This is a genomic window from Isoptericola sp. NPDC058082 (assembly GCF_042885055.1).
Lineage (GTDB): Bacteria > Actinomycetota > Actinomycetes > Actinomycetales > Cellulomonadaceae > Isoptericola.
This window is the reverse complement of the sequence record NZ_JBHVSQ010000024.1, coordinates 1-11,996: the sequence shown is the minus strand read 5'-3', so window position 1 is coordinate 11,996 and position 11,996 is coordinate 1. Positions and strand designations below refer to the sequence as shown.

Here is an 11,996-nt window from a genome sequence, read left to right as displayed (position 1 = left end):
CGACGTGACCGCCACCCTCAGCCCGCCCGCGGCGGCGTCCCGGGCCGACGCCCGGACGCGCCGCCGCCGGCGGGGCGCGACCCTGCCCTACCTGGCGTACCTGCTCCCCGGCGCGGTGCTCTTCGTGCTGGTCATCGGGTACCCGCTGGTGACCAACGTCTACATCAGCCTGTTCTCCTGGCGCGGCGGCCTGGCGCCGCTCACCTGGGTGGGCCTCGACAACTACACGGAGCTCTGGCACGACGCCGCGTTCTGGACGTCGTTCCAGAACTCGGTCGCGATGATCGTCGCGATGGTGCTGGTGCCCACCGTGATCGGCCTGCTGCTCGCGGCGGTGCTGTTCGACTACCTGGGCCGGCGGTTCGGCGGCCGCGTCGCGTCGGTCCTGCGGGCCACGTACTACCTGCCGCAGATCCTGCCCGTCGCGGTCGCGGGCGTGCTGTGGAACTGGATCCTCAACGCCCAGACCGGCGCGCTCAACGAGATCCTGCGTGCGCTCGGCGTCGCGGACCCACCCAACTGGCTGGGCGACCCGAGCACGGCGCTGCCGAGCGTCATGCTCGTGCTCATCTGGGTGCAGATCGGTTATCCCGTGGTGATCTTCATGGCGGCGCTGCAGCGGGTCGACCCCGAGCTGTACGAGGCCGCGGAGCTGGACGGCGCCGGCTGGTGGCGGCGGTTCCAGGCCATCACGATCCCGCAGATCCGCCCGGAGACGTTCGTCGTGACGCTCACCTGCACGGTCGCGGCGCTCAAGGTCTTCGGCCCGATCTACGTGCTGACCCGCGGTGGCCCCGAGAGCTCCACGCTCGTGCCGAGCTACTACTCGTACCTGAACTTCTTCGACAAGTCGCGGGTGGGCTACGGCGCCGCCGTCGCGACCGTGCTCACGGTGGTGATCCTCGTGGTGGCCGTGGTCATCCTCGCGCTGCAGACGCGCGCCGAGCGGGCCGAGGAGGTGGGGCGCTGATGGCCGCGACCCTGGCGACGGTCCGGGCGCGCAGCGGGAACCGCCACCACCGGGGCGCCGGGCGCTGGTTCGTGCTCGCGGGCGCCGTCGTCGTCGCGCTGCTCGTCGTCGCGCCCCTGCTGGTGATGCTGCTCAACGCGTTCAAGTCGCCCGACGACTACACGCAGCACGGGCCGCTCAGCCTGCCGACGAGCCTCTACCTCGACGGGCTCGTGAACTTCTGGCAGCGCACGGAGTTCCCGGTGAAGCTGTGGAACTCGTTCTTCATCTCCGCCGTCGTGGCGGTGGCGGCGTGCGCGCTCTCGCTCCTCAACGCCTACGCGATCGGGATCGGCCGGATCAAGGGCCGGATGTGGGTGGTGCTGCTGTTCCTGCTCGCGAACATGCTGCCGCAGGAGGCGCTGATCTACCCGCTGTTCGACATGGCCCGGCAGGTGGGGCTGTCGAACTCGCCGTGGTCCGTGATCATCATCTTCACGGTCATCCAGTCCGCCTTCGGCACCTACCTGCTGGCGTCCGTGCTCGGGACGTTCCCGCCGGCGCTGCTCGAGGCGGCGGCGCTCGACGGCGCGGGCCGCTGGCGGATCCTGTGGCGGGTCGTGTTCCCCATCGTGCGGCCCACGCTCATGGTCCTGATGATCTTCTTCTTCATCTGGACGTGGAACGAGTTCTTCATCCCGCTGGTCATGCTCACGACCAACGACACGCAGACGATCCCGATCGCGCTCGCGTCGCTCCAGGGCGACCGGATGATGGACGCCCCCACGACCAACGCCGGGGCGCTCGTCTCCCTCGTCCCGGCCCTGGTCTTCTTCCTGATCTTCCAGCGCACCCTCACCCGAGGCGTCACCGCCGGCGCGGTGAAGTAGCGCACCACCCCACCCTCGTGCGGCGTGCTCCCGGGCGCTCCGCCATCATCGACACGACAGCTCGGAGTAGGTGCACCTGATGAAGTTCACCGACGGCTACTGGCAGACCCGCCGCGGCATCGCACCGTTGTACGCGGTGGAGGTCGACGACGTCCGCGTCGACGAGGCCGCGGGCACGATGACCGTGTACGCCCCCACGGCGCCGGTCCGGCGACGTGGCGACACCCTCAACCGGCCGATGCTCACGGTCACGTACTCCTCGCCCGCGCCGGGCGTCGTGCGGGTGCGCGTGGAGCACTTCGCGGGGGCCGCGCGCCGCGGGCCGGAGTTCGCCGTCCACGGCGAGCCGGGCTTCCTCCCGGTCGTGAAGGTCGACGAGACGGAGGGCGTGCTGGAGACCGGCGGGCTCTCGGTCCGGGTGCACCGGGGCGGCGGCTGGCACGTGGACGTCGAGCACGACGGCAAGGTGCTCACCTCCAGCCTGCCGAAGTCCGTGGGAGCGATGAGCGCGACGTCGGGCCCGCTCGAGGGCGGCGCCTGGGTGCACGAGCAGCTGACGCTCGAGCCCGGCGAGCACGTGTACGGCCTCGGCGAGCGGTTCGGGCCGTTCGTCAAGAACGGGCAGTCCGTCGACGTCTGGAACGAGGACGGCGGCACGTCCAGCGAGCAGGCGTACAAGAACGTGCCGCTCTACCTGACCAGCAAGGGGTACGGGGTCTTCGTCGCGCACCCCGAGCGGGTGTCGCTCGAGGTCGCCTCCGAGGTGAACACCCGCGTCCAGTTCTCGGTCGAGGGCCAGTCGCTCGAGTACTACGTCATCGCCGGCCCCGCACCGAAGGACGTGCTGCGCCGCTACACCGCGCTCACGGGGCGACCGGCGCGCGTGCCCGCCTGGTCGTACGGGACCTGGTTGTCGACGTCGTTCACGACGGACTACGACGAGGCCACGGTGACGAGCTTCGTGGACGGCATGGCCGAGCGCGGGCTGCCGCTGAGCGTCTTCCACTTCGACTGCTTCTGGATGCGCGAGTACCAGTGGTGCGACTTCGAGTGGGACCCGCGCGTCTTCCCCGACCCGGAGGGCATGCTCGCCCGCCTGCACGACCGGGGGCTGAAGGTCAGCCTCTGGATCAACCCGTACATCGGGCAGCGCTCGCCCCTGTTCGAGGAGGGCCGCGCCCAGGGCTACCTCCTGCGCACCACCGACGGCGGGGTGTGGCAGTGGGACCTGTGGCAGGCGGGCATGGCGCTGGTCGACTTCACCAACCCCGAGGCCGCGGACTGGTACCTCGGCCACCTGGAGCGCCTGCTCGACCAGGGCGTGGACGCGTTCAAGACCGATTTCGGGGAGCGGGTGCCCACCGAGGACGTGGTGTGGCACGACGGCTCGGACCCCCGCAAGATGCACAACTACTACGCCGAGCTGTACAACGAGCTGGTCTTCCGGATGCTCGAGCGACGCCGGGGTCGCGGCGACGCCGTCGTCTTCGCGCGGTCGGCCACGGCCGGCGGACAGCAGTTCCCGGTGCACTGGGGCGGCGACTGCGACTCGACCTACGCGTCGATGGGGGAGTCCCTGCGGGGCGGGCTGTCGCTCGCGCTGTCGGGCTTCGGCTACTGGAGCCACGACATCGGCGGCTTCGAGGGCACGCCCGACGCCGGGGTGTTCAAGCGCTGGCTCGCGTTCGGGCTGCTGTCGAGCCACTCGCGCCTCCACGGCTCGTCGTCGTACCGCGTGCCGTGGGCCTTCGACGAGGAGGCGGTCGACGTCGCACGCCGGTTCACGCACCTGAAGATGTCGCTCATGCCCTACCTCGCGCAGGCGGGGGAGGAGGCGCACGCCGCGGGCACGCCGATCATGCGGCCGATGGTGCTGGAGTTTCCCGGCGACCGGGCCACCTTCGGCGTCGACATGCAGTACATGCTGGGCGGCTCGCTGCTCGTGGCGCCGGTCTTCCAGGCCGACGGCACGGTCGAGTACTACGTGCCCGAGGGCACGTGGACCCGCCTGCTGGACGGCGCGGAGACCGCGCACGCGCAGACCGTGACCGGGCCGCGCTGGGTCACCGAGACCCACGACTTCGACTCCCTGCCGGTGCTCGTGCGCCCCGGCACGGTGCTGCCGGTCGGGACGCGCACCGACCGGCCCGACTACGCGTGGGCCGACGGCGTCGAGCTGCGCTGCTTCGGTCTCACCGACGGGCACGACGCCGTCACCGTCGTGCCCACGGGAGGGCCGGACGGCGAGGCGGCGCGCTTCCGCGTCCGGCGCACCGGCGACGAGGTCGTCGTCACGTCCGACGACGCCCCCGGCGCCTGGACCGTCCGGGTGGGGGAGCGCACGGCAGCCGCCGCCGGCCCGGGCACGGTCAGCCTGCGCCTCTGAGGGCGACCCGCGCGCCCGCGCGCTGCCGGTGGCTACACTGCCGGGACAGGGTGGGAGCGCTTCCACACAACCGCCGCACCGACCACCACGACGCCCCGTGACTCCGAGCACCGAGGAACGAACCCATGACCAGCACGACCACCACGCCCGCCACCCAGCCCGACGTCACCGCGACCGTCGCCCGCACGTTCCCCGCCGACTTCCTCTGGGGCACCGCGACCGCGGCCTACCAGATCGAGGGCGCCGCCGCCGAGGGCGGACGGGGGCCGTCCATCTGGGACACGTACTCCCGCACGCCCGGTCGCACCCGTGACGGCGACACCGGCGACGTCGCGTGCGACCACTACCACCGCTGGGCCGAGGACGTGGACCACCTCGACCGCCTCGGCGTCGGCGCCTACCGCCTGTCGATCTCCTGGTCGCGCGTGCAGCCCGGCGGGAGCGGCCCCCTCAACCCGGAGGGCGTCGCGTTCTACCGCGACCTGCTCGACGCGCTGCGCGAGCGCGGCATCCGGCCCTTCGTCACGCTCTACCACTGGGACCTGCCGCAGGAGCTCGAGGACGCCGGCGGCTGGGCGGACCGGGCGACGTCGGACGCGTTCGCGCAGTACGCGCGGCACATGGCCGTCGAGCTCGGCGACCGCGTCGAGGCCTGGACCACCCTCAACGAGCCCTGGTGCTCCGCCTACCTCGGCTACGGCTCCGGCGTCCACGCGCCCGGCCGCACCGAGCCCGCCGTGGCGCTCGCGGCCGTCCACCACCTCAACCTGGCGCACGGTCTCGCGGCGCAGGCGATCCGCGACGTGCTGCCGGGCGCCCAGGTGTCGATCACGCTGAACCTGCACGCGATCCGCCCGGCGGACGCGGCGTCCGAGGGCGACGCCGACGCCGTCCGGAAGATCGACGCGCTCGCCAACCGGGCGTTCCTCGGCCCGATCCTCGACGGCGCGTACCCCGACGACCTGCTGGCCGACACCGCGCACGTGTCCGACTGGTCGTTCGTCCGCGACGGCGACCTCGAGCAGATCCGCCAGCCGCTCGACGTCCTCGGCGTGAACTACTACTCCACGGTCACCGTGCGGCGGTTCAGCGGGGACGGGGAGCGGTCGGAGAACGACGGCCACGGCGCGTCGAGCCACAGCCCGTGGATCGGCGTCACCGACGTCGAGTTCGCCGAGCAGCCCGGCCCGTACACGGCGATGGGCTGGAACATCGAGCCGTCGGGCCTCACGGAGCTGCTGCTGCGGCTGCACCGCACCTACCCGGGCCTGCCGCTCGCGGTCACCGAGAACGGGGCCGCCTTCGACGACGAGCTCGTCGTCGACGACGGCGAGCGCCGCGTGCACGACGACCGCCGGGTGGCCTACCTGCACGACCACGTCGAGGCCGTGGGCGCCGCGCGCGACGCGGGCGCGGACGTGCGCGGGTACTTCGCCTGGTCGCTCATGGACAACTTCGAGTGGGGCTACGGCTACTCCAAGCGCTTCGGCATCCTGCACGTCGACTACCCGACGGGCGAGCGCACCTGGAAGGACTCCGCCCACTGGTACCGCCGGCTCGTCACGTCCGGCGAGGTGCCGCCGGTCACCGCCGCCACCCCCTGACGCCGACCGGGCAGTGCCTGTTCGGCGCTACCGTGCGGAGCATGACCGCCGCGCGTCCCGTCCCGCCACCCGCCTCGCTCCCGCCCGAGGACGCCCCGTCCGCCGGCGTCCGGTTCGACGACGCGCTCCGTGCGCGCTGCGGGGAGCGCCGGGTGCCGGCGCTGTCCGCCGCGGTGGGGCGCGCCGGCGCGGTCGCGTGGACCGGCACCGCCGGGTGGGCGCCGTCCGGCCCGGGCACGGCGTTCCGGATCGGGTCGATCACCAAGCCCATGACGGCCGTGGCCGTGCTGCGGCTGGCGGTCGCGGGGCGGCTCGGCCTGAACGACCCGGTGGGGCGGTACCTCGCGGACGCCCCCGCCCCGGACGCCACGGTCGCCCAGCTGCTCACGCACACCGCGGGCCTGGCGGCCGAGCCCCCGGGGCCGTGGTGGGAGCGGCACGGCGCGGGGTCGTGGGCCGAGCTCGTCGCCTCCGGCGTCGAGCGGCTGTGGGAGCCGGGGGAACGGCACCACTACTCCAACGTGGGCTACGCCGTGCTGGGCCGCCTGGTGGAGGAGGCGCACGGCCGGTCGTGGGACGCCGTCCTGCGCGACGAGGTCTGGGCGCCGCTGGGCATGACGGGCACGGGCCGGACGCCGCCGGGCGAGGCCGCGGTGGGGTACGCGGTGCACCCCGACGCCGACACCGTCCTCGTCGAGCCGGTGGCCGCCTACGGCGCGATGGGGCCGGCGGGGGAGGTGTGGTCCACGCCGGCGGACCTCGTGCGGTTCGGGTCGTGGCTGGTGGACGCCGGCGACGACGGCGGAGCGGGTGACGACGTGCTGCCGCTCGCGTGGCGCCGTCGGATGGCGACGCCCCGGGCGGTGGTCGACGACGACGTGCCGTTCACGGCCGCGTGGGGGCTGGGCGTCTCCGTGCACCACGGGCCCGGCGAGGGCGGGCGGAACGCCCGCCGCACCGTGGGGCACGGGGGCTCCGTGCCCGGCTTCACCGCGACGCTGCGGGCCGACCCCGCGACGGGGGACGTCGTGGCCGTCTGCGGCAGCTCGACCGCCGGGTTCGGCGACGCGTCCTTCCTGCTCGACCTCCTGGGCGTGCCGGGCCCGGCCCCCGACCCCGCCGTCGTGGGCGGCGCCGGTGGCACCGACCCGGACGCCCTCGCGCTGGCCGGGACCTGGTACTGGGGCCCGATGCCGTACACGGTGTCCGTGCGCGCCGACGGCTGCCTGGACCTGGGCTCGCCGGACGGGCGGAGCACGGTGTTCGACCGGACGCCCGAGGGCTGGGTCGGCGTCGCGGGCGGCTACTGGCGCGGCGAGCGGCTGCGGCCCGTCGCGACCGGCACGCCCGCGGAGGCCCTCGACATCGGCACCTTCCACCTCACGCGCGCGCCCTACGACCCCGCGACGGCGGTGCCGGGCGGCGTCGACCCCGCGGGCTGGCGCGCCGTGCCCGTGTCGCCGTCCGCCGCCGAGCACGAAGCAGGGAGCTGACCGGTCCGCGCGGTGTGCGACACACCACCGCGAGCGACACGCCGATGACATCGAAGAGTTTCCGAGCAGTTCGGTGCCAGGAATGTCCGATCTGCCGGGCCGCTTCCCGACCGGAGCCCGGGACCCGGCCCGGCTCCGGTCCCGATGGACGACGACCCGTCGTCGCACACACGCTGTGGACGCCCGTCGCCCACCGCCTGTGGACAGCCCGACGCGATCCGCACGGTGCTGCGGAAGGACGCCCCGAGACGGTGTTGACGGAGCCTCGCCCACCCTGTGGACGAGGAGTGTCGGACCCCCGTGGGAGGCTGTTCGTGAGCGCGTGCGGCGAGGGGTGTTCGACGAATGACAGCGGTGTCAACCACAAGATGTCGGTCCCGCGCGCGCCCTGACCACTAGGTGTAGTGTTTGGAGCACGCGGGGCGCACAGCCCTTCGAACAAAGCACACCGGCGTAGTTCCACGGGCGTCATCCCTGGTCCGGGCCCTTTCGAGGCCCGTCGAGGGGACCGGCTCGCAGGGTCGCGACACCGGTCGGACGAAGCCCCCGGTGGGGAGCGCAGAGAGGGAGAGACACATGAGCATCACGGTCTACAGCAAGCCGGCCTGCGTGCAGTGCGACGCGACCTACCGCGCCCTCGACCGCAAGGGCGTCGAGTACTCCGTGGTCGACATCACGCAGGACGCCGAGGCGCTCGAGATGGTCCGCGGGCTCGGCTACCTGCAGGCCCCCGTCGTCGTCGCCGGCGACACCCACTGGTCGGGCTTCCGCCCGGACCAGATCGCCGCGGTCGCCGCGCAGCAGGCCGTCTCGGCCTGACGCCGACCGCGACACAGACTCGACAACAGGCGGGGCCCGCAGGCAGCGGCCCCGCACCCCACGAACGGCCGGCGCCCCGGGCTTCGAACCCGACCCGGGGCGCCGTGCGTCTTCGGCGACGCAGCACGTCGGTCTGGTAGCAGCATCCGGGGGGAGGCTGAGCATGAGTTCTCTCGTCTACTTCTCCAGCGTGTCGGAGAACACCCACCGGTTCGTCCAGCGACTCGGGCTGGAGGAGCTCGGCATGTCCGTGCACCGGATCCCGGTGCGCAAGACGGACGGGTCCCTCACGGTGACCGAGCCCTACGTGCTCATGGTCCCGACATACGGCGGGGGCAACGAGGGCGGCGCCGTGCCTCGGCGCGTGCGCGAGTTCCTCAACGACCCGCACAACCGGTCGCTCGTCCGCGGCGTCATCGCCGCGGGGAACACCAACTTCGGCGCTGCGTACTGCATCGCCGGCGACATCATCTCCGCGAAGTGCCAGGTGCCCTACCTGTACGCCTTCGAACTCCTGGGGACGGCTGAGGACGCCCGGCGCGTCCGTGACGGATTGGGACGATTTTGGCAACGACAGTCACTGATCTCGGCGTGAGCTCGACGACGGACCCGGAGCTCGCGGGGGCCACCCCCGTGCCGCTGCAGGGCGTGCAGCTCGACTACCACGCGCTGAACGCGATGCTGAACCTGTACGGACCGGACGGCAAGATCCAGTTCGACAAGGACCGCGAGGCCACCACGGCCTACTTCGAGCAGCACGTGGTGCCGAACACCATCCAGTTCGAGACGCTCGACGCGAAGCTCGACTACCTCCTCGAGAACAAGTACTACGACCCTGCGGTCCTCGAGAAGTACTCGCGCACCTTCGTCAAGGAGCTGTTCCGGCTCGCGTACTCGAAGGACTTCCAGTTCGAGTCGTTCCTCGGCGCGTTCAAGTACTACACGTCGTACACGCTGAAGACGTTCGACGGGAAGAAGTACCTCGAGCGCTTCGAGGACCGCGTCTCGATGGTCGCCCTCGGCCTGGCCGACGGCGACGAGCAGGTCGCGCGGGACGTCGTCGAGGAGGTCGTCTCCGGGCGGTTCCAGCCCGCGACGCCGACCTTCCTCAACGTGGGCAAGGCGCAGCGCGGCGAGCCCGTCTCCTGCTTCCTGCTGCGCATCGAGGACAACATGGAGTCCATCGCGCGCGGCATCAACTCCGCCCTGCAGCTGTCGAAGCGCGGCGGCGGCGTGGCCCTGCTGCTGAGCAACGTCCGCGAGCACGGCGCGCCGATCAAGCACATCCAGAACCAGTCGTCCGGCGTCATCCCCGTGATGAAGCTGCTCGAGGACTCGTTCTCGTACGCCAACCAGCTCGGCGCGCGCCAGGGTGCGGGCGCCGTGTACCTGCACGCGCACCACCCGGACATCATGCGGTTCCTCGACACCAAGCGGGAGAACGCGGACGAGAAGATCCGCATCAAGACCCTCTCGCTGGGCGTCGTCATCCCCGACGTGACGTTCGAGCTCGCGAAGACGAACGCGGACATGCACCTGTTCAGCCCGTACGACGTCGAGCGCGTCTACGGCAAGCCGTTCGCCGACGTCTCCATCTCGGAGAAGTACGACGAGCTCGTCGCCGACGACCGCATCACGAAGACGACGATCAAGGCCCGCGACTTCTTCCAGACCATCGCGGAGCTGCAGTTCGAGTCCGGGTACCCGTACGTGATGTTCGAGGACACGGTGAACAAGGCGAACCCGATCAAGGGCCGCATCACGCACTCGAACCTGTGCTCGGAGATCCTGCAGGTCTCGACGCCGTCGACGTTCCACGAGGACCTGTCCTACGACCACGTCGGACGGGACATCTCCTGCAACCTCGGCTCGCTGAACATCGCCAAGACGATGGACTCGCCGGACTTCGCCAAGACGATCGACACCGCGATCCGCGCGCTCACCGCCGTCTCCGACCAGACGAGCATCGAGTCGGTCCCGTCGATCCGCCGCGCCAACGACCTCGGGCACGCCATCGGCCTCGGCCAGATGAACCTGCACGGGTACCTCGCGCGCGAGCGGATCTACTACGGGTCCGCCGAGGGCGTGGACTTCACGAACCTCTACTTCTACACGGTCGCGTACCACGCGATCGCGGCGTCCAACCGGCTCGCGATCGAGCGCGGCAAGGCGTTCGGCGGGTTCGAGGACTCGAAGTACGCCACGGGCGAGTACTTCGACAAGTACACCGACGGCGAGTGGAAGCCGGCGACCGAGCGCGTCGCGCAGCTCTTCGCGGAGGCCGGTGTCGCCATCCCGACGCAGGACGACTGGCGTGCGCTCAAGGCGTCGGTCGTGGAGCACGGCATCTACAACCAGAACCTCCAGGCCGTGCCGCCCACCGGGTCGATCAGCTACATCAACAACTCGACGTCGTCGATCCACCCGGTGCCCGCCAAGATCGAGATCCGCAAGGAGGGCAAGCTCGGTCGCGTGTACTACCCGGCGCCGTACATGACGAACGACAACCTGGACTACTACCAGGACGCGTACGAGATCGGCTACGAGAAGATCATCGACACGTACGCCGCCGCGACGCAGCACGTGGACCAGGGCCTGTCGCTGACGCTGTTCTTCCCCGACACGGTGACGACGCGCGACGTCAACCGCGCCCAGATCTACGCCTGGCGCAAGGGGATCAAGACGCTGTACTACATCCGTCTCCGCCAGATGGCCCTCGAGGGCACGGAGATCGAGGGCTGCGTCAGCTGCATGCTGTGATCGCGTCGGGCAACTACGGAATGTGTGGAGAAGAGAAGACATGGCGCCCACGGGGAAGCTCAAGCTCATCGATCGCGTGACCGCGATCAACTGGAACCGTCTGCAGGACGAGAAGGATCTCGAGGTCTGGGACCGCCTGGTCGGCAACTTCTGGCTGCCGGAGAAGGTGCCGGTGTCGAACGACATCCAGTCGTGGCACACGCTCACCGACGCCGAGCGGCTCATGACGACCCGCGTGTTCACCGGCCTCACGCTGCTGGACACCATCCAGGGCACGGTCGGCGCGGTGTCGTTGATCCCCGACGCGCTGACCCCGCACGAGGAGGCGGTGTACACCAACATCGCGTTCATGGAGTCGGTGCACGCCAAGAGCTACTCGTCGATCTTCTCGACGCTGATCTCGACACGGGAGATCGACGAGGCGTTCGCCTGGTCGGAGCAGAACCCGCACCTGCAGCGCAAGGCCGAGATCGTGCTCGACTACTACCGCGGCGACGACCCGCTGAAGCGCAAGGTCGCCTCGACGATGCTCGAGTCGTTCCTGTTCTACTCCGGCTTCTACGCGCCGATGTACTGGTCGAGCCGCGCCAAGCTCACGAACACGGCCGACCTCATCCGCCTCATCATCCGTGACGAGGCCGTGCACGGGTACTACATCGGCTACAAGTACCAGAAGGGCCTGGCGCAGGTCAGCCAGACCGAGCAGGACGAGCTCAAGGCGTACACGTTCGAGCTGCTCTTCGAGCTGTACGAGAACGAGGTCGAGTACACCGACGCCCTGTACGGCGAGCTCGGCCTCACCGAGGACGTCAAGGCGTTCCTGCGGTACAACGCCAACAAGGCCCTGATGAACCTGGGCTACGAGGCGCTGTTCCCCAAGGAGGACACGGCCGTGAACCCGGCCATCCTCGCGGCCCTGTCGCCGAACGCCGACGAGAACCACGACTTCTTCTCCGGGTCGGGCTCGTCGTACGTCATCGGCAAGGCCGTGGCCACCGAGGACGACGACTGGGACTTCTGACCCCTGCCGAGGTAGCACGAGAGGGCGGACCGCAGCAAAGGCGGTCCGCCCTCTCCTTCTTCCTCCGCGAATCC

At 70.8% G+C, this 11,996-nt stretch carries 9 protein-coding genes; all 9 read left to right on the top strand.

All coding sequences use genetic code 11. The features are described from left to right. Window positions 1–4: 4 nt before the first annotated feature. The 9 genes from ACFVS0_RS20340 to nrdF all read left to right on the top strand — a co-directional run bounded on the left by ACFVS0_RS20340 (window position 5) and on the right by nrdF (window position 11,922). Entirely contained in the window at window positions 5–970 is a 966-nt protein-coding gene (locus ACFVS0_RS20340; protein WP_430552460.1) for a carbohydrate ABC transporter permease, read from the top strand. Beyond that, window positions 970–1,839: a carbohydrate ABC transporter permease gene (locus ACFVS0_RS20335; RefSeq protein ID WP_430564835.1), complete on the top strand. Its 870-nt coding sequence runs from the start codon at window positions 970–972 to the stop codon at window positions 1,837–1,839. Before ACFVS0_RS20340 ends, ACFVS0_RS20335 begins: the two co-directional genes overlap by 1 nt. Window positions 1,840–1,918: 79 nt before the next feature. Next, complete coding sequence (gene yicI, locus ACFVS0_RS20330) at window positions 1,919–4,225, top strand: alpha-xylosidase (RefSeq protein WP_430552458.1); 2,307 nt, start codon at window positions 1,919–1,921, stop codon at window positions 4,223–4,225. 125 nt (window positions 4,226–4,350) lie between these two features. Continuing rightward, entirely contained in the window at window positions 4,351–5,829 is a 1,479-nt protein-coding gene (locus ACFVS0_RS20325) for a GH1 family beta-glucosidase (protein ID WP_430588975.1), read from the top strand. A 41-nt stretch (window positions 5,830–5,870) separates the two neighbouring features. Then, a complete protein-coding gene (locus ACFVS0_RS20320; protein WP_430588974.1) occupies window positions 5,871–7,322 on the top strand; it encodes a serine hydrolase domain-containing protein in 1,452 nt (483 codons plus the stop codon). Window positions 7,323–7,898: 576 nt separating this feature from the next. Beyond that, window positions 7,899–8,141 carry a glutaredoxin-like protein NrdH gene (gene nrdH / locus ACFVS0_RS20315; protein ID WP_416345666.1) on the top strand — a complete coding sequence of 81 codons (243 nt, stop codon included), beginning with the start codon at window positions 7,899–7,901 and terminating at the stop codon, window positions 8,139–8,141. 163 nt (window positions 8,142–8,304) lie between these two features. Then, the gene (nrdI, locus tag ACFVS0_RS20310) at window positions 8,305–8,736 is read left to right on the top strand and encodes a class Ib ribonucleoside-diphosphate reductase assembly flavoprotein NrdI (RefSeq protein WP_430564839.1); all 432 of its coding nucleotides are present in this window, start codon (window positions 8,305–8,307) and stop codon (window positions 8,734–8,736) included. Window positions 8,737–8,774: 38 nt separating this feature from the next. Then, complete coding sequence (gene nrdE / locus ACFVS0_RS20305; RefSeq protein ID WP_430586594.1) at window positions 8,775–10,901, top strand: class 1b ribonucleoside-diphosphate reductase subunit alpha; 2,127 nt, start codon at window positions 8,775–8,777, stop codon at window positions 10,899–10,901. A 40-nt stretch (window positions 10,902–10,941) separates the two neighbouring features. Further along, on the top strand, window positions 10,942–11,922 hold the full coding sequence (gene nrdF, locus ACFVS0_RS20300) for a class 1b ribonucleoside-diphosphate reductase subunit beta (protein ID WP_430552453.1): 981 nt from the start codon (window positions 10,942–10,944) through the stop codon (window positions 11,920–11,922). Window positions 11,923–11,996 lie beyond the last annotated feature (74 nt).

Coding starts and splice junctions, on each gene's coding strand:
- nrdH (WP_416345666.1), top strand. CDS start 7,899: ATGAGCATCACGGTCTACAGCAAGCCGGCCTGCGTGCAGTGCGACGCG.
- nrdI (WP_430564839.1), top strand. CDS start 8,305: ATGAGTTCTCTCGTCTACTTCTCCAGCGTGTCGGAGAACACCCACCGG.
- yicI (WP_430552458.1), top strand. CDS start 1,919: ATGAAGTTCACCGACGGCTACTGGCAGACCCGCCGCGGCATCGCACCG.
- ACFVS0_RS20320 (WP_430588974.1), top strand. CDS start 5,871: ATGACCGCCGCGCGTCCCGTCCCGCCACCCGCCTCGCTCCCGCCCGAG.
- ACFVS0_RS20335 (WP_430564835.1), top strand. CDS start 970: ATGGCCGCGACCCTGGCGACGGTCCGGGCGCGCAGCGGGAACCGCCAC.
- nrdF (WP_430552453.1), top strand. CDS start 10,942: ATGGCGCCCACGGGGAAGCTCAAGCTCATCGATCGCGTGACCGCGATC.
- ACFVS0_RS20325 (WP_430588975.1), top strand. CDS start 4,351: ATGACCAGCACGACCACCACGCCCGCCACCCAGCCCGACGTCACCGCG.